The sequence below is a fragment of the Methanocalculus alkaliphilus genome, from assembly GCF_024170505.1.
GTDB classification, from domain to species: domain Archaea; phylum Halobacteriota; class Methanomicrobia; order Methanomicrobiales; family Methanocorpusculaceae; genus Methanocalculus; species Methanocalculus alkaliphilus.
The window spans coordinates 68,960-90,052 of sequence record NZ_JALJYG010000006.1 but is presented as its reverse complement, the minus strand read 5'-3'; the positions used below and the strand labels follow the sequence as shown (position 1 = coordinate 90,052).

The 21,093-nt window shown below is 56.1% G+C and carries 22 protein-coding genes and 2 tRNA genes; 12 read left to right on the top strand and 12 right to left on the bottom strand.

Annotated elements, in window-relative coordinates; translation table 11 throughout:
- The first annotated feature begins 24 nt into the window (after positions 1-24).
- The 8 genes from ppk1 (J2T58_RS06170) to J2T58_RS06135 all read left to right on the top strand — a co-directional run bounded on the left by ppk1 (J2T58_RS06170) (position 25) and on the right by J2T58_RS06135 (position 11,511).
- Positions 25-2,151 carry a polyphosphate kinase 1 gene (gene ppk1, locus J2T58_RS06170; protein WP_253488237.1) on the top strand — a complete coding sequence of 709 codons (2,127 nt, stop codon included), beginning with the start codon at positions 25-27 and terminating at the stop codon, positions 2,149-2,151.
- Positions 2,141-4,216: a polyphosphate kinase 1 gene (gene ppk1, locus J2T58_RS06165; protein ID WP_253488236.1), complete on the top strand. Its 2,076-nt coding sequence runs from the start codon at positions 2,141-2,143 to the stop codon at positions 4,214-4,216. The genes ppk1 (J2T58_RS06170) and ppk1 (J2T58_RS06165) overlap by 11 nt, the downstream gene beginning before the upstream one ends.
- On the top strand, positions 4,200-6,224 hold the full coding sequence (locus J2T58_RS06160) for a YfcE family phosphodiesterase (protein WP_253488235.1): 2,025 nt from the start codon (positions 4,200-4,202) through the stop codon (positions 6,222-6,224). Before ppk1 (J2T58_RS06165) ends, J2T58_RS06160 begins: the two co-directional genes overlap by 17 nt.
- The gene (locus J2T58_RS06155; protein WP_253488234.1) at positions 6,221-7,804 is read left to right on the top strand and encodes a Ppx/GppA phosphatase family protein; all 1,584 of its coding nucleotides are present in this window, start codon (positions 6,221-6,223) and stop codon (positions 7,802-7,804) included. The genes J2T58_RS06160 and J2T58_RS06155 overlap by 4 nt, the downstream gene beginning before the upstream one ends.
- Before the next feature lie 173 nt (positions 7,805-7,977).
- A tRNA-Tyr gene (locus tag J2T58_RS06150) sits at positions 7,978-8,087 on the top strand.
- Between the two features lie 19 nt (positions 8,088-8,106).
- A tRNA-Asp gene (locus J2T58_RS06145) sits at positions 8,107-8,179 on the top strand.
- Positions 8,180-8,504: 325 nt separating this feature from the next.
- A complete protein-coding gene (locus J2T58_RS06140; protein WP_253488233.1) occupies positions 8,505-10,061 on the top strand; it encodes a 2-isopropylmalate synthase in 1,557 nt (518 codons plus the stop codon).
- A 34-nt stretch (positions 10,062-10,095) separates the two neighbouring features.
- Positions 10,096-11,511, top strand: a complete 1,416-nt coding sequence (locus tag J2T58_RS06135; protein ID WP_253488232.1) for an aldehyde dehydrogenase family protein — start codon at positions 10,096-10,098, stop codon at positions 11,509-11,511.
- On the opposite strand, the gene J2T58_RS06130 is transcribed toward J2T58_RS06135, so the two are convergent.
- From J2T58_RS06130 to J2T58_RS06075, 12 genes are all read right to left on the bottom strand, one after another.
- On the bottom strand, positions 11,512-11,880 hold the full coding sequence (locus J2T58_RS06130) for a prefoldin subunit beta (protein WP_253488231.1): 369 nt from the start codon (positions 11,878-11,880) through the stop codon (positions 11,512-11,514).
- Positions 11,877-12,128, bottom strand: a complete 252-nt coding sequence (locus J2T58_RS06125) for a KEOPS complex subunit Pcc1 (RefSeq protein ID WP_253488230.1) — start codon at positions 12,126-12,128, stop codon at positions 11,877-11,879. The genes J2T58_RS06130 and J2T58_RS06125 overlap by 4 nt, the downstream gene beginning before the upstream one ends.
- Positions 12,110-12,508, bottom strand: a complete 399-nt coding sequence (locus tag J2T58_RS06120) for a Brix domain-containing protein (protein ID WP_253488229.1) — start codon at positions 12,506-12,508, stop codon at positions 12,110-12,112. The genes J2T58_RS06125 and J2T58_RS06120 overlap by 19 nt, the downstream gene beginning before the upstream one ends.
- The gene (locus tag J2T58_RS06115; RefSeq protein WP_211530545.1) at positions 12,505-12,639 is read right to left on the bottom strand and encodes a DNA-directed RNA polymerase subunit P; all 135 of its coding nucleotides are present in this window, start codon (positions 12,637-12,639) and stop codon (positions 12,505-12,507) included. The genes J2T58_RS06120 and J2T58_RS06115 overlap by 4 nt, the downstream gene beginning before the upstream one ends.
- Before the next feature lie 6 nt (positions 12,640-12,645).
- Positions 12,646-12,936, bottom strand: coding sequence for a 50S ribosomal protein L37ae (locus J2T58_RS06110; RefSeq protein WP_253488228.1), 291 nt, complete (start codon positions 12,934-12,936; stop codon positions 12,646-12,648).
- A 53-nt stretch (positions 12,937-12,989) separates the two neighbouring features.
- Positions 12,990-13,691: a ribosome assembly factor SBDS gene (locus J2T58_RS06105; protein ID WP_253488227.1), complete on the bottom strand. Its 702-nt coding sequence runs from the start codon at positions 13,689-13,691 to the stop codon at positions 12,990-12,992.
- A gap of 9 nt (positions 13,692-13,700) precedes the next feature.
- The gene (psmA, locus tag J2T58_RS06100) at positions 13,701-14,426 is read right to left on the bottom strand and encodes an archaeal proteasome endopeptidase complex subunit alpha (RefSeq protein WP_253488226.1); all 726 of its coding nucleotides are present in this window, start codon (positions 14,424-14,426) and stop codon (positions 13,701-13,703) included.
- Entirely contained in the window at positions 14,395-14,904 is a 510-nt protein-coding gene (locus tag J2T58_RS06095) for an Rpp14/Pop5 family protein (protein WP_253488225.1), read from the bottom strand. Before J2T58_RS06095 ends, psmA begins: the two co-directional genes overlap by 32 nt.
- Positions 14,901-15,536: an RNase P subunit p30 family protein gene (locus J2T58_RS06090; protein ID WP_253488224.1), complete on the bottom strand. Its 636-nt coding sequence runs from the start codon at positions 15,534-15,536 to the stop codon at positions 14,901-14,903. Before J2T58_RS06090 ends, J2T58_RS06095 begins: the two co-directional genes overlap by 4 nt.
- Before the next feature lie 12 nt (positions 15,537-15,548).
- Positions 15,549-16,133, bottom strand: a complete 585-nt coding sequence (locus J2T58_RS06085; protein WP_253488223.1) for a 50S ribosomal protein L15e — start codon at positions 16,131-16,133, stop codon at positions 15,549-15,551.
- Positions 16,134-16,229: 96 nt separating this feature from the next.
- Positions 16,230-16,700, bottom strand: a complete 471-nt coding sequence (moaC, locus tag J2T58_RS06080; protein WP_253488222.1) for a cyclic pyranopterin monophosphate synthase MoaC — start codon at positions 16,698-16,700, stop codon at positions 16,230-16,232.
- Positions 16,700-18,094: an NAD(P)H-hydrate dehydratase gene (locus tag J2T58_RS06075; RefSeq protein ID WP_253488221.1), complete on the bottom strand. Its 1,395-nt coding sequence runs from the start codon at positions 18,092-18,094 to the stop codon at positions 16,700-16,702. The genes moaC and J2T58_RS06075 overlap by 1 nt, the downstream gene beginning before the upstream one ends.
- A gap of 41 nt (positions 18,095-18,135) precedes the next feature.
- Here J2T58_RS06075 and recJ point away from each other — a divergent pair, with 41 nt between their 5' ends.
- The 4 genes from recJ to J2T58_RS06055 are packed head-to-tail and all read left to right on the top strand — an operon-like array spanning position 18,136 to position 21,044.
- Complete coding sequence (gene recJ / locus J2T58_RS06070) at positions 18,136-19,530, top strand: RecJ family nuclease (protein WP_253488220.1); 1,395 nt, start codon at positions 18,136-18,138, stop codon at positions 19,528-19,530.
- Positions 19,514-19,957, top strand: coding sequence for a PUA domain-containing protein (locus J2T58_RS06065; protein WP_253488219.1), 444 nt, complete (start codon positions 19,514-19,516; stop codon positions 19,955-19,957). The genes recJ and J2T58_RS06065 overlap by 17 nt, the downstream gene beginning before the upstream one ends.
- Positions 19,954-20,319, top strand: a complete 366-nt coding sequence (locus J2T58_RS06060; RefSeq protein WP_253488218.1) for a nascent polypeptide-associated complex protein — start codon at positions 19,954-19,956, stop codon at positions 20,317-20,319. The genes J2T58_RS06065 and J2T58_RS06060 overlap by 4 nt, the downstream gene beginning before the upstream one ends.
- Positions 20,316-21,044 carry a protein-L-isoaspartate carboxylmethyltransferase gene (locus tag J2T58_RS06055; protein WP_253488217.1) on the top strand — a complete coding sequence of 243 codons (729 nt, stop codon included), beginning with the start codon at positions 20,316-20,318 and terminating at the stop codon, positions 21,042-21,044. Before J2T58_RS06060 ends, J2T58_RS06055 begins: the two co-directional genes overlap by 4 nt.
- The last annotated feature ends 49 nt before the right edge of the window (positions 21,045-21,093 follow it).

Here is a 21,093-nt window from a genome sequence, read left to right as displayed (position 1 = left end):
TCTGCATCAAGCCCAATGGTATCAATGATCATAATGGACGGAGATGCCATCATCCGGGATGATACGACAGATCAGGTCCTCATAAACACACCGAAGGTCTTCTTTAACCGTGAACTCTCCTGGATACAATTTAACCGAAGAGTCCTCGAGGAGGCATGGGAGAGCGACCACCCGCTCCTTGAGCGGGTCAAGTTCCTCTCGATATTCTCAAACAATCTCGATGAATTTGTGATGATACGCCTCTCAGGACTCTGGCGCCAGGTGGCAGCCGGGGCACTGGAGCGCCCCCCCGATGCCCTCTCACCAGCAGAACAGATCGCAGGGATCCGATCAGAACTCCTCCCCCTCCTTGAAGAGGCGACAGAATGCTGGGAGGAGTATCTGCTCCCCCGGCTCCGTGATGAAGGGATCTTCATCCACAGGATGGACGATCTCCCCCCGGAGTGGAGAGAAAAGGCCCGTGAACGGTTTATAAAGGATATTTTTCCGATCATTACACCGATGGCCTTTGATGTCTCCCATCCCTTCCCGTTTATATCCAACCTCTCGCTGAATCTTGCCGTGGTCATCAACCACCCGCAGCGTGGCCGACTCTTCTCAAGGGTCAAGGTACCAAGGGGTATTGTAAAACGGTTCATCAGGCTCGTGGAGATGCCGGATACAGGGAAGAGACACTATCATTTCGTCATGCTTGAAGACCTCATTGCTGATAACCTCGATCTCCTCTTCCCAGGGATGGACGTGGAGGCGGCATACCCATTCCGGGTAACGAGGGATGCAGACTTTGAGATCGAGGAGGACGAGGCATCAGATCTCCTCACCAGCATCGAGGAAAGTGTCGAGCACAGGCGGATAGGCCAGCCTGTACGGCTTGAGGTGGACAGATCCGTCCCATCCTGGATCCGGGAGATGCTCGCGGGAAAACTTCATCTCCATCCAAGCCAGGTCGATACCAGCACCGGGCCGATCGGGATGGCAGACCTGATGGAGCTGACGGGAATCAACCGGCCCGAGCTGAAAGACCCGCCATTTCTTCCGATAACGCCTCCCGGCCTTGAGAATGAAAAGCAGATCTTCGCAGCCATCAGGCAGCGTGACTATCTCCTCTACCACCCCTATGACAGCTTCAACCCTGTGGTGGCATTCATCAGGCAGGCCGCCCGTGATCCGGATGTCCTTGCCATCAAACAGACACTCTACCGGGCCGGCACCAACTCTCCCATCGTTGAGGCCCTGATGGAGGCGCGTGAACGCGGCAAGCAGGTGACGGTCCTTGTGGAGCTGAAGGCACGCTTCGACGAGGAGAATAACATCGTCTGGGCACGGGCGCTGGAGCGTGCCGGGGTGCATGTCGTCTATGGCCTCGTCGGCCTGAAGGTCCATGCCAAACTCTCTATTGTCATAAGGCGGGAAGGCGAGAGGCTCGTCACATATACACACATCGGAACCGGAAACTACAATGCCCAGACGGCGCGGGTCTATACCGATCTCGGCATCTTTACCGCTGATCCCGATGTCGGATCCGATGCCGCCGATCTCTTCAACGCGCTCACCGGATACTCGGCAAAGAGGCGATACCGAACATTCCTCGTCTCCCATGGAAAGGACGGTCTGATGCGTGATGATATCATCATGAGAATTAACCGGGAGATCCAGCGCCACCGTGAGACCGGTGACGGCTGCATCGTCTTCAAATGTAATGCCCTTGTCGATCCCGCCTGTATAGCGGCACTCTACAGGGCATCGGAGGAGGGGGTCAGAATTCACCTCCAGGTACGGGGGATATGCTGCCTCAGGCCAGGAGTACACGGCCTTTCCCGAAATATCACCGTCTCTTCCATTGTAGGGCGTTTCCTTGAGCACACACGAATTTTTTACTTCAGGAACGGCGGGGAAGAGGACGTCTTAATCGGATCTGCGGACCTGATGCCACGAAACCTTGATCGGAGAGTGGAGATCCTGTACCCGGTACGGGATGCAACGATCCGGCAGAGGCTGATCGAGAAGATCCTCTGGATACATCTCAAGGATACCCTGAAGATGAGACTGATGAACGAGAACGGCCGGTACCAGCGGCAGGAACTCGGACCGGAACCCCTGGACTCGCAGGGGTGGATGATCACAAACAGGGGGGCCTGGCATGACGCATGATCTCACATCCACGGAGTATTACATCAATCGGGAGCTCTCCTGGCTCTCCTTTAACCGCAGGGTGCTTGCAGAGGCACATGATGATGGACATCCCCTCCTTGAGCAGGTAAAGTTCCTTGCAATCTGCGGTGCAAATCTTGACGAATTCTTCATGGTCCGGGTATCAGGACTGAGACACCAGATCAAAGACGGGGTCTGGAAAGCTCCTCCTGACGGAATTATGCCGGTGGATCTTCTCTGGAGGATTCAGATTGAGGTGGATGAACTCTACCGCCTCTATGATACATGCTGGCGGGAGAGGCTTCTTCCGAAACTGACAGACGCCGGTGTCTCGATCATCGCAATGGCTGATCTCAGCGATGAGGAGAGGGAGTATGTCCAGGAATACTTCATAACGACGATCTACCCCATCCTGACACCAATGGCGATCGATGCCGCACGCCCGTTCCCTTTCATCTCAAATCTCTCGGTGAACCTTCTCGTCGTCCTCCGCTCCGCCGAGCAGAGGCAGTACCTTGCGAGGGTGAAGATCCCGACACTCACCTTCGGGAGGTTTGTCCCGGTAGAGACAGGAAAGGGCACATCCAGGAACAGGTTCATCCTGCTTGAGGATCTCATCGCCGAGAATCTCGGTGTTCTCTTCCCAGGAATGAGGGTGGAGCGATCATACCGGTTCCGCCTGACACGGGATGCGGAGATCAAGGTTGTCATCGATGAGGCATCGGATCTCCTCACTGCAGTCGAGGAGAGTATCGAGTGCCGGAGGACCGGAATGCCGGTCAGACTTGAGGTTGATTCCGGGATGCCTGCGGACCTCATCCTCCTCCTCTCGGAACGGCTCGGCCTGAGCCAGGGTGATATCTATGGCGTCGGATCCTTCATCGGGCTTGCCGATCTCTGGCAGCTCCACAATCTGCCCCGTCCTGATCTGCTGGATCCCCCGCTCCTCCCCTTTGTTCACCCCGCCCTTGCAGCGGAACGGGATCTCTTTACTGCAATCCGAAATGAGGACTTCCTCTTCTACCACCCCTATGACAGCTTCAATCCGCTCGTCCGGCTCTTCCGCCAGGCCGCAATTGATCCGGATGTCCTTGCCATCAAGATCACCCTGTACCGGATCGATAAAAATTCTCCAATCGTCGATGCCCTGATGAAGGCGAGGCAGCATGGGAAGCAGGTGACGGTCGTCCTTGAACTGAAAGCGAAGTTTGATGAGCAGAATAATATCACCTGGGCACGGGCACTTGAGCATGAGGGTGTGCATGTCGTCTATGGCCATGAGAGGCTGAAGATCCATGCAAAACTTGCCCTCATCGTCAGGAGAGAGCCCGATGGCATCAGACGGTACGTTCATCTCAGCTCTGGAAACTATAACACAGTCACGACACGCATCTACGGTGATATCGGCTACCTGACGGCAGATCCCGAGATCGCAGCAGACATCACCGAACTCTTTAACCTCCTCACCGGCTATGTCGGAAAGGAGGAGTACAGGAAACTCCTTGTCGCCCCGGTAAGCCTCCAGCAGGAGATCATCAGACGGATCGACCGGGAGATTGACCACCAGAGACGACAGGGTGACGGGTATATTGCATTAAAGCTCAACGGCCTTCTCGATCCGGATATCATCAGCGCACTCTACCGGGCAAGCCAGGAAGGGGTGCGGCTTGATCTGAATGTCCGGGGTCTCTGTGCCCTCAGGCCAGGGCTGCCCGGCGTCTCCGAGACCGTTGTTGTGCGATCCATCGTCGGGCGGTTCCTTGAACATGCCCGAATTTACCATTTCCATAACGGAGGCGATGATGAAGTGCTCCTTGGCAGTTCTGATATGATGCAGAGGAACCTGAGACGGCGTGTGGAGGTTCTCTTCCCGGTCAGGGACCAAAGGATACGGAATGCCCTCATCAGAATCCTCAGGATCCATCTGGCAGACAATGTCAAATCATGGCAGCTCCTGCCGGATGGACGGTATGAGAAGATACATCCGGCAGATGGAGAAGAGAGATGCCATTCGCAGAACTGGCTGATCGAACATCATGGTGAATGGCATGGCTGGAAAGAGTAAACAAAGGGTGGATCCGGGTTTCTGTCTCTTTGGCGCAGAGATCATGGGGAAGCTCACCGAAGATCTCCTCTCTGAAGCAGATGGAGTGCGCGAGTCGGACGACATCGAATATATTCACCGTATGCGTGTCGCATCACGCCGGATTCGTGCAGCACTCCCCCTTTTTATCATCTGCTTTCCAGGAAAGGAATATACACGACTCAGGAAGAGCATCAGGGCTGTTACGCGCTCCCTTGGTGACGCACGGGATCTTGATGTCCAGATGGATTTCCTCACCTCATTCCTTGAGACCCTCCCTGATGAGGAGCCTCCTCTCTGGTATGCAGGATTTCTCCCACCAGGTGAGGAGACGGAGATTCTGGTACCGGAGGAGGAGCCACCGGCCCCACCCGAGCAAACAGGAGTTATCAGCAGGATTACTGAGGTCATCCGTCGGATGCGATCCTATCTTGCCGGTGAGATGGCGGTATCTGTTCAGCCTGCACCACCACCGCACTCGCCATCCCTCAGGCCCGGGATTGAATGCCTCCTCCTCAGATGGACAGAACGGCGGGCAGCAATTCAACCGGACGTCATCGCTGCCGTGGATACCTTTGAAGCATCCGGTGTCGGGGAGGAGCTCCTTGCATGGAGCAGGGATCAGATCATCTCCGCACGCCTCGATGGCACCGACAGCCACAGCAGGTATGCGTATGAAACTGCCTACAGGGTTATCAGTGAGAGGATTCTTGATATCTTCTCATATGAACGGTATATTCCGGATCCCGAAGAAGTGAGTAAGCACCATGAGATGCGGATCAGTGCCAAGCAGCTCAGGTATACCATCGAGATCTTCCGGGATCTCTATCCGGACCGGCTGAAAGAGGAGATCCAGTCGATTAAGCACCTGCAGGATCTTCTTGGGGATCTGCATGACTGTGATGTCTGGCTTGAGGTACTGCCTGCGTTTCTTGAAGAGGAGGAGGCACGGGTAACCGCCTTCTTCGGCCATTCCGGGTTCATGCAGGTCATCAGACCGGGGATCATCCACCTTGCACGTGACCGGCGTATCAGGCGCGAGGATCTCTACAGGTCTTTCGCCGCATACTGGGAGACGATGAAGAGTGAGGGGCTCTTCGACCGTCTCAGGCAGAAGATACTTGAACCACTTGTTATCGGCCACCAGAGCACGCATCTCCGGAGCGGGAGTGATCCGATTCGGATCGCCTTCATCAGCGACATCCATGGGAACCTCCCCGCTCTCAATGCTGTTCTTGAGGATGCCCGCCAACGTGGGGCATCCCATATCCTGCATCTTGGCGATCTCGTCGGCTTCGGCCCGTTTCCGGAAGAGGCGATCCGCCGTATCAGGGAAGAGTCGATCACCGGTGTTGCCGGCAATATCGATGCAGATACCCTCCTGATGACGAAGAAACAGTGTAAGAAGAAGGATTCTGAGAAAGAGATCGCCCTCTGCTGGACACGAAGACGCCTCTCAAAAGAGAGCCGGACGTACCTGGCCGGTCTTCCGGGGGAGATCAGGACACGGGCGGGCGAGATATCCATTCTTCTGACCCATGGGAGTCCGATGTCATCCACGGGTCGGATCGGGCCTGATACGCCCGATACAGAGCTCTCAGAGTATGCAGGGTCAGCCGGGGCAGGGGTCATCGCAACCGGCCATACCCACATCCCGTTCGCCCGGTATCTCGATGGCTGCCTCTTCATTAATCCGGGCTCTGTCGGACGGCCCCATGACGGGGATCCCCGGGCATCGTACTGTATCCTGCAGACACAACCCCTCTCGGTCTGCCATATCCGGATCCCATATGATATCGATAGCGTCACGGATGCACTGGAGGCGGCGAAACTTCCCGCAATCTTCAAAACGATACTGCGTCATGGTATCACCATCGAGGAGGCACGGCTCCTGATGCACCTTCCCGAGGAGAAGGGCGATACCATCTCTGCAGGCAAAAGAGCCGAACCGGAGTTTACCTGGTATGAACCGGGAAGGCGGAGTGAATGATAGCTGAAGAGACGGTCGCTTTCATCGATATCGGCACAAATTCGATCCGCCTGCTCGTCGTCCGGCTGAACCAGAATGGGTCGGTGACGGTACTCACGATGCAGAAAGAGGTTGCCAGGCTTGGGGAGGGGGAGTTTGCACACGAGGAGCTCACCCCTGAAGCGATCGGCCGTGGTGTAACCATCTGCAAGAACTTTGTCGATCTCAGCCTTGCATTCGGAGCAACGGAGATGGTTGCCGTGGCAACCTCCGCAACACGGGAGGCAGGAAATGCCGATCAGTTCCTTGAGCTTCTCCAGCGTGAGGCAAATCTGGAGGTACGGGTCGTCTCCGGCAAGGAGGAGGCGCGGCTCATCTACCGGGGTGTTGTCAGCGGGATCGATCTCGGCAGCTCCCGCGCCCTCTTCATCGATATCGGTGGTGGTTCCACCGAGATGATCATCGGTGGTCAGCATGATTACCTCACCCTCGAATCGATGAAGCTTGGTGCGATCCGGCTTACGAACCAGTTCTTCCGGGCTGATGAATCCGGGGTTGTCTCGCGGAAAAAGTACGCACAGATCCAGCAGTTTGTCAGAAACGTACTTGCACAGCCGCTAAACCGTCTGAGAAAGACACCCTATTCGCGGGTCGTCGGCAGTTCAGGGACCATTCAGAACCTTGCTGAGATAGCAGCCCGCCTCTATCCCGCGACATCCACCCCGGATTGTCTCCGGTATGAGGATCTGAGGCTTGTTATCAGGCGATTATGCTCACTGCGGCTGGATGAACGGAGGCGGGTGCCCGGGATCAATCCTGAGCGGGCGGATATTATCATCGGGGGTGCTGTCATCCTTGAGTCGGCGATGAGTGAACTTGGGATCGAAAAAATCTGGATCTCACCCCATGGTCTCCGGGAAGGGCTGCTGATGGAGTACCTCTCACGGATACCAGGCCTTCCCCATGCAGAGAAGATCTCGGTCAGGCGGCGGAGCGTGGTCCAGCTTGGCCGATCCTGCCGGATCGATGAGACGCATGCCATGACGATCGTCGGCCTCTCAGCCAGGCTCTTTGATAGCGCCCGTGATGCCGGGCTCCATCAATCAGGGGAGCGGGAGCGGGATCTCCTCCTGTACGCGGCATATCTCCATGATATCGGGAACTTCATCTCATTCTCCGATCATCACCTCCATTCCGCATACATCATCAGAAACGCAGAACTCCTCGGCTTCGATCAGGCCGAGATTACAACGATGGCAGAGATAGCACGGTACCACCGGAAGAAGCCACCCCGAAAGAAGGATCTTCCCTTCAGCCAATATGATCCAAATCTTCAGGATCAGATCAGGATCCTCGCCCTCTTCCTGAGGCTTGCCGAGCATCTCGACAGAACCCATGCCGGCCTTGTCATGGATGCCCGGCTCACACGGTCTCCTGACGGCTCGATCATGCTCACGATTGAAGGGCGGGGTGACTGCACCCTTGAGGTATGGGGGGTTCGGTCCGAGGTGGCGGCCGTCAGGAAGGTCTTTGGCGGGGGCCTCGTCATCGAGATGAGGGAAGGGGGTGGAGAATCACTGCGCGGAGAGCTTCCGGGATGATTTCTGCACCGCTTCAGCCGATCCCACCTGTATGACAGGAACCAATGGAAAAAAAGAGAATTTAAGCCCATTTGCCAAAAAAGATAATATTTGAGGTTTTTACCTCATTCCACCATCATTTCACCCTTCGATATGTTTATATGTGATCTGAGCCTTTTTATTTAGTGCAGTTACCCGCCTTAACTCAGACTGGTAGAGTGCGCGGCTGTAGTAAGATCATCGCCTGCGGGCGAACTGCGCGGCTACCGCGATGTCCCCGGTTCGACTCCGGGAGGCGGGACCAGTAACAGAAAAAACAACGTGCCCAGATAGTGTAGTGGCCTATCATGATGCCCTGTCACGGCATCGACTCGGATTCGAATTCCGATCTGGGCGTCTTCTTCTTTTAAGCATCTCATTGAAAGAAACAATGATGCTTTACATAATATAACGCCTATTAAAAAAGAAGTGGCCCCTCTCCTACTTTGTCCCACCCACCTCACGGTGGCCTCATCCGTTTCGGAAAGGACTTACCCACGACAAGTAATAATATTTCTATCAATATAAAATGTACACTCCGCTACCGATAATCTGCATCCTCGTTTCCAGGAGGTGTGATATTCCCCTTGCGATACAATACCCTCATCAGAAATCCCTCCGCACACGATGCACACCCCGACCCCTGCTGCCATAGAACGTTTTATCATCAATACTACCCAATATGTCAGTATGCCTCAGGCAAATACTTCCGTGGGGAATTGCTTTCTTTGTTGATCGCAAACGCCCAGAGAGAGTAACTGTTTTTGACACCACCCTCAGGGATGGTGAGCAGACACCAGGTGTATCATTCACCATTGAACAGAAACTGGATATCGCACGCCTCCTCTCAGAGATCGGTGTGGATACCATCGAAGCCGGATTCCCTGCATCCTCAGCACAGGAGAAGGAGACGGTCACCCGGATCGCCTCTGAGGACCTTGCTGCGAAAGTCTGTGGGTTATCACGATCACGGATCGATGATGTCGATACCTGCCTTGACTGCGGCGTCGATATGGTCCATGTCTTCATTCCGACATCGGATATCCAGAGAGAGAATACCATCAAGAAGAGCCGCGAGGAAGTCCTCCAGATGACCGGTGAGATCGTCGGATATGTCCGCGATCACCTCGGATCCTGCATGTTCTCTGCGATGGATGCAACCCGGACCGATCTCCCGTACCTGATCGAGGTACTGAAGGTAGCAGAAGAAGCCGGTGCAACAGTCGTCAATATCCCCGATACCGTCGGTGTCTCCACCCCGATGAAGATTGGGGAGCTGATCATGGCCATCTCCCGGGAGATAACCATCCCGATTGATGTTCACTGTCACAATGACTTCGGTCTCGCCGTTGCCAATACGACAACCGCCGTCGAGGCGGGCGCCTCCCAGGTGCAGGTGACGGTCAATGGGATCGGTGAACGGGCCGGGAATGCCGATATCGCTCAGACCGTCATGATCCTCGAGGCGATTCACGGGATCAGTACCGGTATCGAGACGACGAGGCTTGTTGAGACCTCGCGAGTCGTCTCCAGGTACTCCGGGATTCCGATCACCCCGATCCAGCCGGTCGTCGGAGATAACGCCTTTGCCCATGAATCAGGCATCCATTCCCATGGCATCATGGCAAACAGCCAGACCTTCGAGCCTGGGATTATGACACCCGAGATGGTCGGCCACCGCCGCCGCCTCGCCCTCGGCAAGCATGTCGGCAGGCATGCCGTAAGGCAGATGCTCTCCCTCGTCCATATCACGCCGTCTGATCGGCAGCTGGATGAGATCGTTGAGAGGATCAAGGCGATATCATCCCGTGGCCGCCGGGTCACCGATCATGATCTCTACACGATCGCTGAGGATATCATGGATATTCAGGCAATCGCAAAGACGATCGAGCTGCGTGACATCTCCATCATGAGCGGGAACCACTGCATCCCGACAGCGAGTGTCCGCGCAATCGTCGGCGGGGTCGAGAAGACCGCCAGCGCCACCGGCAATGGTCCGGTTGATGCCGCGGTCCGTGCAGTCCTCGGGGTGATGCCGATCGCCATCTCACTCAAGGATTTCCGGATCGAGGCGATCAGCGGTGGAACCGATGCCATCGGCCATGTCACGATCACCGTTGAGGATCAGCAGGGAAGAACCTTCGATGCGAGCTCATCAGGCGATGACATCGTCCTTGCATCCGCAGAGGCGATGATCAATGCAATCAATCTCCTCCGGTGGTCCGGGGAGACACCCTGAACTTTTTTATTTCTGAATATCATTCTCGTCAGGTATGCGGGAACCACGCCCTTTCTGCCTCGCCGGCAGATGGAAGACAAGCACCACCACCACCCCTGTCATCAACCCCTATACACGGGAAGAGGTGGCATGTGTCTGCACGGGATCAGCTGACGACCTCTTCATGGCAGCCGAGTATGCCGCGGCAGCATTCAGGATAACCAATGAACTCCCCACATATCTCCGGCGACAGATCCTTCATACCATCGCTGCGCTCCTTGAAGAGAGGCGCAGCGAGCTGGTTGATGCCCTCATCGCAGAAGGCGGCAAGGTCAGGAAGGTAGCAGATGGCGAAGTCACCCGTGCAATCGAGACGATCACCATCTCTGCCGAGGAGGCGTCCCGGATCACCGGGACGATCATCCCCCTGGATCGAACCCCCGGAGGAGCCGGCCACACCGGCCATCTCATCAGGGTCCCCGTTGGTCCCCTCCTTGCGATCACCCCGTTTAACTACCCGCTGAATCTCGCCTGCCATAAGATAGGGCCGGCAATAGCAATCGGTGCACCCTTCCTCCTCAAGCCGGCAACAGCAACCCCCCTCTCCTCCCTCATCCTTGCCGAGATCATCCTTGACGCAGGATACCCCCCCGAAGCAGTATCGGTCATCCCGGCACCTGGATCCGTCGCCGATGCCATCATTGGAGATGAGCGGTTTGCGTATCTCTCCTTCACCGGAAGTCCCGAGATTGGGTGGGAGCTGAAGAAGCGTGCCGGAAGGAAGAAGGTCAGTCTTGAACTCGGAGGAAATGCTGCTGCCATCATCTGCAGGGATGCCGATCTCCCGTATGCCGCATCCAGGATTATTGCAGGAGGGTTTGTCAATGCCGGCCAGAACTGTGTCTCAGTCCAGCGTGTCCTTATTCACCATGAGGTCTATGAGGAGATGACCGCCAGAATCCTCTCAGAACTCAGAACCCTGAGGATCGGTGATCCCAGAGATCCCACAACCGATCTGGGGCCGATGATCTCAGAGGAGGCGGCGGCGGCAACCGAGGATCTGATCCGTTCATCAGACGCCCGGATCGTCGCTGGCGGCACCCGGGAGGGAGCCCTCCTCCACCCGACGGTCCTTGCCGATGTCGATCCCGCAATTCCGATCGCATGCCGTGAGATCTTTGCACCCGTCATCCTTCTCTCCCCATACAGGACTGAGGATGAAGCCTTCAGCATTGTGAATGCCTCAGAGTACGGCCTCCAGGCAGGCATCTTCACAGACTCCCTTGAGACGGCGCAGAGAGCCTTCTCCGCCCTTGATGTCGGTGCAGTCCTGGTCAATGACATCCCGACATTCAGAGTCGATGAGATGCCGTATGGCGGGGTGAAGGGATCGGGAACAGGACGGGAGGGACCGGCATATGCCATCGCTGAGATGACGGTGGAAAAGATGTTAATAATAAATAAAAGATGATTATGCAGCTTCGGGGGCCCTGCCCTCGAGAGCGTTTTTAACCTGCTGCTGAAGCTGCTCAAATCTGCCGGAGAGAGCCTTCTCCTGCTTCTCCAGAGATTTAATCCGAAGCTCAAGTGTGTCCACCTTCTCGGAGAGCATCTTCTCAACATGATCTCTCTTCTGCCGGACCATCACAGATCCAACAGTCATGTAGACGTCCGCATCCTCGGCAGCCTCTTTCAGCTCCTCTTCGGCACGTTTCGTCTCGCGGATGGTCATCTCATACTGGGACTTCTGAGAGACGATGGTCTGAAGCTGCTGCTGCATCTGCTGAAGCTGGGCGATCTGATTCTGGATCTTCTCGGGAATATTCTGATTCGGGTTCATATATGTATCTCCTGCATCTCTTCTGCTATTGTTATCAGGCGAAGCCACATATTGAGAGCGGCTCGCAAAGCCGGGATATCACCGGCCATCACTGAAAGGGAGAGGTGATCGCCGTCACAGCTGATAGTGGCATACGACCGCTCACCGGTCTCATCATATGCCTCAGGTGCAAGCGCCTCATAGATCCTCGCTGCATGAGGGGTCTCAAACCAGAACTCGGCATGATGCCTCAACTCGCTATCTGACACCTGTATAATCTCCTCTGCCTTCCATCAAAGATGATCGTATTCTCTGCATCGGCCTTCAATGTGACGGGGACATACCGTGCAAGGAGATCATACACCGATTGATCAGAAACGAAGATGCCTCGCTGCATCACCCCTTCACGGGGTTCAACTGACCAGGTGGATATGATCACCTCGCCCTTTACCTCCCCCTCAACCTCGAGGCGGAGGATCGTCTTCTCCTGCTGCTTTTCAAGAAAGATAAAGACCGGATCACGATCCTCGAGATCACGAAGGCCGGCCTTGCCCCGGTTGATATGATCACACCCAAGGGCGAAGGCAAGATCCCGTGCCAATGTCCGAAGCTCAGGAGACGGCCTTCGTGATGTCGTCAGGATTGTCATCTGGCTTTGAGGTCCTTAATACCCGCACCGCGCTCTTTAAAGAGGATACGGTGTCCGCAGTACGGGCAACGGACATTGACATCGATCTCCACTTTCTTTTTGCAACGGGCGCACTTATAGGACCCGGTCACGCCAGATTACGCCTCCTTCTTGGTTGTTGCCTCGATGTTCCTGAGTGCTACCTTCAGTCCCGGTGTCTGTGGGGTGTATGCTCCACCTGCAAACGCAAAGCCGCACTTTCTGCATCCCCAGATGCCGGTGCCCTGCCGCTTGACTGAGAATGTGTCGCAACGTGGACAGAGGTGTTTTGCGCGCTGAACCTTCTCGGTCTCATTGACGCTCTTTCTGATGAATCGTCCGTATCGCGGTCCATAGCGGCCTGCACTACCAGTTACACGACCCTTTGCCTTATGTTTACCCTTAACCATGATTGAAATCTCCGGGATATGTCTTATTCTATTTGCTATCAGGGGCTATTAAGTTACTCGATGATCCTGACATCCGCGTCCCCCTTTGAGACACGGTTAATGAGTGAGAAGAACTCTTCCTGCATACCCGCAGGTATCTTCACAAGGCAGATCCAGGAGCCGTCAGCCTGCCACTCCTCCTTCTCCATCGTGACCATCGCTGCACCTGCAATCTCCCCATATCCTCGCGGAGCATAATCAGCAGGGATCCGGACGGCATACCGCCGCTCTGCAAATTTTATCGGGAGGATCGGGCGTAAAGCCTTGACCACCTCCTTGACGAGGGCATCGACGGATTTGAAGGGATCAAAGTTTATCCTGACCTCCTCGAGTGCAAGCTCGATCCGCTGTGGGGGGTGGGGGAGATTTGTCTGGGGGTTGATCGCATTGCGCGCGATATACGTGATTACCTGCCGCTTCTTCTCCTCAGCCCTCTGCTTCCGCTGCTCGGAGGTGAGATGAATCTCCCCCTTTTTGATGATCACCTCAGCCACTGCCTCAAAGTCCGTCGTATTGAAGACCTTGTTCAGGGCTTCATCTGAGGCCTTCTCGACATGGGCGGCATTCTCATAGACATATGCAGCAGCGACGGCATCCTCGATCCCGATCTCCTCACCATCACGTATCTTCTGGGCGAGATCCGGATCGACCAGGATCTCAAAGCGCTCTCCATGCGCCTCATAGCGCGCGACAACGGCATCATCAAGAGGGATCATCGGTCTTCCTCACTGCTCAAAGGTCTCAACACAGACAGCAACCTCTTCCGGAGTCATCTTCCGGAATGTTCCCGACTGGATTGAGACGATGCCGATCTCAACGGTATTTACATCAAATTTCCCTTCAGTTGCGGCATGAAGCGCCTTAAGGCCAAGGAGAATCGCATCCTTGCAGGAGTTCTCTGGATTGTACTCCTCCTCAAAGACCTTCATAACCGCCGGCCTGCCGACACCGATGCCTGTCGCCTTGTACTCAAGGAGTGTACCGGATGGATCGGTCTCAAAGAGATGCGGCTTCCCATCGGAGATTCCTGCAATAAGCAGAGCGGTTCCATACGGGCGGGCACCACCAAACTGCGTGTAGGTCTGCATATGATCGCAGAGCCTCTTTGAGAGGGTCTCGATATCGATCGACTCATCATACGAGACGCGGTTAATCTGTGCTTCGATTCGCGCGCGGTCCACGAGGGCGCGGGCATCACCGACAAGACCGGATGATGCGACACCGATATGTGCATCTATCCGGAAGATCTTCTCGATGGATGATGGCTCAAGGAGGCGTGAACTCACCCGCTTATCCACGATGAGGACGACACCCTCCTTACATTTGATCCCGACAGCAGTTGTTCCGCGTTTCACTGCTTCACGTGCGTACTCGACCTGGTAAAGGCGGCCGTCCGGACTGAAGACGGTGATCGCCCGGTCATATCCCATCTGACTTGGTTGTGGTTGCATGAAAACTCTCCATATCCTCTTTCGTCAGAAATACTACTTCCTGACCTTTCATATCTCTTCTGATAAGGTCAATGTTTCCATTGGTATAGTGTATGCCGGAATGGTCGCGTCCATCGATGACACAGCTGACCTCATCTCCAGTGGAGACGGGGCGGATCTTCTTTGTAAGTGCTTTGATCGTCCCTGAGGTGCTGATCGCCTGAAGATGGACGGGGGTCTGGTGGACACCCCGGACTGTGGTAAGTGCAGTACTGAGCTCCTCTTCCCATCCTCTTCTGCATCGGATAATAAGGTATGCCCCTTCCTGCCGGATTGTTCCGGCATGAATCTCTGCCGCGATAATATCACCATATAATGAGGATACCGCCTCGGATATGGCAATATGCCAGTCCCGCTCATCAGCCTCAACAGTTGGCGGCCGGATCCTTGCAAGAACATACCTGCGATTCTCCCTGAGTGTGGGTGGAAGCGGCTTCATGATACCACCCGTGGGAATGAGGACTCCTGACGGAGTTTGGGGATGGTGGCAAGAGCCGTGCGCACCTCATCCCTCTCCATACCAAAGAGCCCGCAGAGCTGCACCATCTCACGGACCGAACGCTGATCAAGGATGGATGCAGCGCCGCTCCCAAGAGCAAACGGGAACTCATACTTCCTCTGGAGGAGGAGAAGTTCATGGTACCGTGTGAGCACCTTCTGCCGGGTATGGCCGCGGCAGGTTATGAGCATCCCGATATCAAGATGGACCGCCACCCCCTTCTCAGCGGCATACCGCGCCGTTACATGATCAAAAGCGTTCCTCCGTGTCGAACAGATCCCTGTCAGGAGAGAAACGCCCGGGGTCTGAATGACTGAGCGGTTAAAACTGTTCTCTCCGGCAGCAACACCGATGATCGTATCGCCGCGTTTCCGTACCGCTGCATTGACCGCCTTCATGGTCCTCTCGGAGACGATGATCCCTTTCAGAATAGAGACACCGTGATATTCCGCAGACGGCTGATCGATGGCAACAAGGGTATCAAATCCATACTCGCGAGCGGTGCGCGCCATTCGCCGTATGGTCGAGTCGCCCCTCGGATGGGGCTGGATGAAGACATCCGTGACCGTCATAAAAAAGAGGGATTATTTCCCCTGGTTCTTGTGTGAACGGATGCTTGGGCGGGTCTTCTCAGTACCCTTTCCGCGGTGGCGCATCCCACGCCCTTTCCTGCCTGCTGAGGTCTTGCCACGGAATACACGGTTCTTCTGGTCACAGATCCAGTTGAGTGTCGCGTCGCTCCGGACGGATGGGTGGTCGCGGTCGACGAGGATGACCTCGAAGAACTTCCGGACACCATCTTCTCCAACCCAGTAGGAGTTGAGAACTTCCATGTTCGGATACCGTCTGCCGGCACGCTCCTCTGCGATCCGCTGGATGCTCTTTCCTGCGGTGACCCGGGCCATACCCATCCGGGCAGTCCTGCGGCCACGGACGTATCTGGATTTCCTTCTTCCTCCACGGCGTACCTGCACGCGGACGACGATAACACCCTGCTTTGCCTTATACCCGAGGGTACGGGCGCGGTCGATACGGGTCGGGCGATCGATCCTGACGACCGATCCCTGGCGACGCCACTTCTGCATGCGGTGCCAGAGGAGTGCTTTTACTTCTGTCTCGTCAGGCTTTTTCCAGGCCTCACGGACGTACGAATACATTGATCGTGACATAGTTGCTCCAGGTTCAGCTCGTATGAGCCACATTCCTTTACGGGAAAGATCCCGTGTGCGTATTTGTTCGCTACAAGCGCAGATAAAGGTGTCTGGTTATGCGGTGCCCTTCTCTTTTGACAGAACACGAACTCCCTCAATCCGGGTCGTCGGGTACTGCCCCCCATCATCCTTCTCCGCCGACTTCACCATATCCCAGATGGTGAGGAGGGCGACAGAGACACCGGTGAGCGCCTCCATCTCGACACCCGTCTTTCCATAGGTTCTGACAGTGACTGTAGCGCTGATATACTCATTCGTCTCGGTAAAACCGACCGAGACACCACCGATGGGGAGAGGGTGACACATCGGGATGATCGCAGATGTCTCCTTCACTGCGAGGATGGCTGCCACCTCGGCTGTTGCAAGGACGTTTCCTTTCAGGGTCGTACCATCCCTGATTGCGGCAAGCGTCTCACCGCTCAGATATATCCTCCCTTCCGCCGTTGCGGAGCGGGAGACATCGGGCTTGCCGGTGACATCAACCATCCGGACATGCCCCTCGTCAATATGGGTAAATTCCACCATCAGTATGACTCTCCGTATAGTATCCGGGCGATGAAGAGAAGAAGATCACCCGCGATCATGCCATCACCCACCCCCTCTGCCGCAGATTCCCCGGCAACACCGTTTGCATATGCTGCAACACATGCCGCCTCAAACGCAGGCATCCGGCAGAAGAGTCCCGCAGCAACCCCGGCGAGAATATCTCCGGTACCCCCGACCGTCATCGCAGGATGGCCGGTCCTGTTCAACCGCACCCTTCCCCCGTCGCTGATGATATCGGTCTTCCCTTTGAGGAGGACGACGCGCGCCTCAGATGCGGCAGCCGAAACGAGGGCGGCCTTCTGCCGGGACCTCCCATCGGGGGACCGGCCGAAGATGCGTTCAAACTCCCCTGCATGCGGTGTGTAAATCGTCTCTTTCCCGGCAGGGAGCGGAAGGCGGAGTGCATCAGCATCAATAACCACCCTGCGTGCTGCCTCTGCAACACGGATCGCAACACCGTGGCTCCGGCTGCCCATCCCGGGCCCGATGAGAACAACATCCGCCTCTTCTGCATGGGTGATCAGCATCTCTGTATCAGCATCACCGATGACCCCTCCGGCAACAGGGAGGTGGATGAGATCCGGATAATCGAGGGGATGAGGGGTCGCAACCCTGACAATATCCGCGCCTGCGCGAAGTGCGGCGAGGCCGGCGAGATAGGGAGCCCCCTGGTACGGCCCCCCGCCAATGACGAGGACCTTTCCTCCCGCACCTTTATGGGCTCCCCTCTGCTTCGCCGGAATGAGGAGGAGATCCCCGGGACCCGTGCAGCACTCAGCCTCGATCGGAATCCCGATATCCGCCACATCTGTTGCATCGCCTTTGCTCCGGTGAAACGCGAGGATGCAGTCCGGGGAGATACCCGGAGTCGGGAGATCGGCCGAGAGGATGAACGCATCCGATTCCCCTGCCATCCGGACGCAGGTGGCGACCGGTTCACGGAGGGGGCCTGCTGATCCGGTCCCGATAAGTGCGTCGATGATAAGATCGGCAGAGGAGAAGAGAGGATCATGAACAAGGAGATCATCGCGGCAGGTGATCTCATGAATCGGTACACCGCATCGCCTGAGTGCATGAAGGTTTGCCGCCGCGTCACCCTCCCGTTCCCCGGAGAGGGCGAGGCAGGTGACCTCAGTATGCCTGGCAAGGTATCTCGCGGCAACGAACCCGTCACCGCCGTTGTTCCCCCTTCCACAGAGGAGGAGGACATGAGCAGGCGCCTCGATGAGCGCCCGGTCTGCAAGGGCCTTGCCTGCACTCTCCATCATCTGAAGGGTCGAGACCCCGAGTGCAACCGCGTTTCTCTCGATCGCCTGCATCAGGCGCGGAGTCACCGGTCGTTCATCCACCCATTCTGACGTCCTGTATGGCATAGCACACCTTTGATGTATTGGGAGATCGTATCTATTAGTGTATGGCTTTTACTGACGATCTCCGCAAGGCATCGGAGATCATCAGATCTGCATCCGCAGTGACGATCCTCTCACATATCGATGCCGATGGCATTGCAAGTGAGGCGATCCTGAGGCAGGCAGTATCCCGACTTGACATTCAGACACGGTCGGTCTTTCTCAGGCAGCTTGAACCTCTTATGATGAAGTGGGTTCCCAAGGATGACACCCTCAAGATATTCGTTGATCTCGGTGCAGGCCAGCAGAACCTCATCGAAGAGCATGGTCTTGTGGAGGACGAGGTTCTCATCCTTGATCACCATATCAGCCAGCCGTCAAATATCGAGTACCGGCAGGTAAACTGCCTCCCATATGGAATTGGGAAACTCTCTGCGGCAGGTATTGCATACTTTGTCGCCAGGGAGATGGACTCTAAAAACCGGGACCTGGCAAAGCTTGGTGTCGTCGGGAATGTCGGGGATATGATGGCGCGGGAGGCATGCGGGCTTGTCGGTCCCGCCCGTGAGATCGCACTCGATGGTGTCACGGCTGGCAATGTTAGAATAACCACGCATGATCTCAACTGCTACGGCCTCTCCACACGCCCAATCCACATCTGCCTCAGCTATAGCGACGACCCGATCATCCCGGGGATCAGCAACAACCCAAATGGTGCGCAGGCGTTCCTTGAGAGGCTCGGGATTACTCTTCGTGAAACTGATGGCAGATGGCGGGTCTGGGAGGAGCTGCCTGATGAAGAGAGAAGGACGATCGCCTCTGCGATCGTTGAACAGCTGATCGCCCATGGAGAGCCTGTGAACCGGATCTTCGGGGAGTCCTATATCTTCCCGGACGAAGCACCGAGATCTCCGCTCAGAAATGCATCCGAGTACGCAACAATGCTGAATGCCTGTGGACGATGGGCTCGTCCCGATATCGGGAGCGCCGTCTGCACCGGAGATCGGGATCTGCAGTACCGCAAAGCTGAACATATGCTCCGTCACCACAGAAGCGTCATCAGAGAGCTCTTCCAGTATATCCTGGATACAGGCGTAGCCAGAACCGATAACCTGCAGTGGATCCATACCGGGGACCGGTTCCCTGACACCATCGTCGGGATCGGGGCCGGGATGGCCCTCTCGAAGCTCGACTGGAAGCGGCCGATTATGGTCTTCTGTACCCTCCCTGATGATCCCGAGGTGGTGAAAGTCTCGATGCGAACGGTCGAGCGGGTCGTTGCGAGAGGAATTGACCTCCAGGCCGCACTCTGTGAGGCATCAGAGCGTGTCGGTGGGGCAGGTGGCGGACATGCAATCGCCGCAGGGGCGTATATCCCTGCAGGGACGGAGGAAGTTTTTGTCAGAGAGATCGACGATATCCTCGCACGGCAGTCTTCGCCGTGTGCGGAGAATAGCTGAATTTCAGTTTGGACGAGGAGCCGGAGAGGCACTCTTTCCAGAGACATGCACGTTTCAGTACTCAACATCAAAGCGGATACGCTATATCAGTGATGGCGGCAGGAGGCTTGCCACGGTCCGTGCGCAGGACGGGCGTCTCACCCTCAGTTATGATGGTGCAGAGCGAATCCATGCCTTCTCCGCGCCCCCCATGGGAAGGGTCATCCTCCATCCCGAGGCGGTCCCCTTCGTCCTTGCAGGCAAGAATGCGATGGCGAAGCATGTGATCGGCGCAGATCCGGATATTCGTGCCGAAGATGAGGTCTTCGTCGTTGATGAGGAGGATACACTCCTTGCGACCGGAATGGCAGTCCTCTCCGGATCAGAGATGTTGGAATTTAAGTACGGTGGTGCCGTAAAAGTACGACAGGGAAGAGATAAACGATGATGCCAGGTGGAATGAACCCAAAAAAGATGAAACAGATGATGAACAAGCTCGGCATGTCGATGGAGCCCATCGAGGGTGTCACCCGTGTCACCATCGAGGCACGGGATGGGACCTATATCTTCGACGAAGCCGAGGTCGTCGGCATGACGATGCAGGGTGTGACAACCTACCAGCTGACAGGAACCCCCAGACTTGAGCCTGCGAGGATTGCCGACTCCGAACCCGTTGAGGTCGAGATCTCCGAGGATGATGTGCAGCTCGTCGCCATGCAGGCGAATGTCTCAGAAGAAGCCGCTCGTGCAGCCCTGAAAGAGACGAACGGCGATATTGCTGAGGCGATCGTGAAGATCGGCATGCAATGATCGAGGAAGGAGATCGCGTACTCCTCATCGGCCCGAAGCGGGAGTACTACCTCCGGGCAGGGCCCGGAAAATTTGGATCCGATGCAGGAGAGATAGAACTCTCCGATCTCATCGGAAAGGAGCCAGGCGACGAGATACGTACACACCTCGGGAAGGTATTCTCCATCCGGGTACCCCGCCCCCCGGATCTCTTCACCCACGGCAAGCGGAGCGGGGCACCGATGCTCCCAAAGGACATCGGGATGGTGATCGCCTATACCGGCATGAACCGCAGAGACCGGGTTCTCGATGCCGGGACCGGGAGCGGTGTGGCAGCCATCTACTTCGGCGGGATTGCCGCGTCGGTTGACACCTATGAGATCCGCCCCGAGTTTGCACGCCTTGCGGAGAAGAATATCGCTGATGCACGCCTGGATAACGTCAGGATTCACCCTGAGGATTTCCTGTCTGCAACCGGGAGCTATGATATTGTTCATCTCGATATGATGATACAGCCCGAGCATGTCGCCCATGCCCACACCCTTCTGGTACCAGGCGGATTCTTCGCAACATATACCCCGTTCTTTGAGCAGACATTTGCTGTCATCGATGCCGCCGCAGAGCTCTTTGCAGGAGAGGTGCACTGCTACGAGTGTATGGAACGCGAACTGACCCGGAGCGCGAGGGGAACCCGCCCATCAACACGGGTCGCTCATAGCGGATTTCTGACAATCGCCCGGAAGTGATCCCCTCGTTTTATCTGGATAGCCGGGTAATCTCTGGGACAATGAGGAG

Coding starts and splice junctions, on each gene's coding strand:
- J2T58_RS06155 (WP_253488234.1), top strand. CDS start 6,221: ATGATAGCTGAAGAGACGGTCGCTTTCATCGATATCGGCACAAATTCG.
- ppk1 (WP_253488236.1), top strand. CDS start 2,141: ATGACGCATGATCTCACATCCACGGAGTATTACATCAATCGGGAGCTC.
- J2T58_RS06105 (WP_253488227.1), bottom strand. CDS start 13,691: ATGATCCCTCTTGATGATGCCGTTGTCGCGCGCTATGAGGCGCATGGA.
- ppk1 (WP_253488237.1), top strand. CDS start 25: ATGATCATAATGGACGGAGATGCCATCATCCGGGATGATACGACAGAT.
- J2T58_RS06140 (WP_253488233.1), top strand. CDS start 8,505: ATGTCAGTATGCCTCAGGCAAATACTTCCGTGGGGAATTGCTTTCTTT.
- J2T58_RS06135 (WP_253488232.1), top strand. CDS start 10,096: ATGCGGGAACCACGCCCTTTCTGCCTCGCCGGCAGATGGAAGACAAGC.
- J2T58_RS06085 (WP_253488223.1), bottom strand. CDS start 16,133: ATGTCACGATCAATGTATTCGTACGTCCGTGAGGCCTGGAAAAAGCCT.
- J2T58_RS06090 (WP_253488224.1), bottom strand. CDS start 15,536: ATGACGGTCACGGATGTCTTCATCCAGCCCCATCCGAGGGGCGACTCG.
- J2T58_RS06075 (WP_253488221.1), bottom strand. CDS start 18,094: ATGCCATACAGGACGTCAGAATGGGTGGATGAACGACCGGTGACTCCG.
- J2T58_RS06095 (WP_253488225.1), bottom strand. CDS start 14,904: ATGAAGCCGCTTCCACCCACACTCAGGGAGAATCGCAGGTATGTTCTT.
- J2T58_RS06120 (WP_253488229.1), bottom strand. CDS start 12,508: ATGACAATCCTGACGACATCACGAAGGCCGTCTCCTGAGCTTCGGACA.
- J2T58_RS06060 (WP_253488218.1), top strand. CDS start 19,954: ATGATGCCAGGTGGAATGAACCCAAAAAAGATGAAACAGATGATGAAC.
- psmA (WP_253488226.1), bottom strand. CDS start 14,426: ATGCAACCACAACCAAGTCAGATGGGATATGACCGGGCGATCACCGTC.
- J2T58_RS06055 (WP_253488217.1), top strand. CDS start 20,316: ATGATCGAGGAAGGAGATCGCGTACTCCTCATCGGCCCGAAGCGGGAG.
- moaC (WP_253488222.1), bottom strand. CDS start 16,700: ATGGTGGAATTTACCCATATTGACGAGGGGCATGTCCGGATGGTTGAT.
- J2T58_RS06110 (WP_253488228.1), bottom strand. CDS start 12,936: ATGGTTAAGGGTAAACATAAGGCAAAGGGTCGTGTAACTGGTAGTGCA.
- J2T58_RS06160 (WP_253488235.1), top strand. CDS start 4,200: ATGGCTGGAAAGAGTAAACAAAGGGTGGATCCGGGTTTCTGTCTCTTT.
- recJ (WP_253488220.1), top strand. CDS start 18,136: ATGGCTTTTACTGACGATCTCCGCAAGGCATCGGAGATCATCAGATCT.
- J2T58_RS06130 (WP_253488231.1), bottom strand. CDS start 11,880: ATGAACCCGAATCAGAATATTCCCGAGAAGATCCAGAATCAGATCGCC.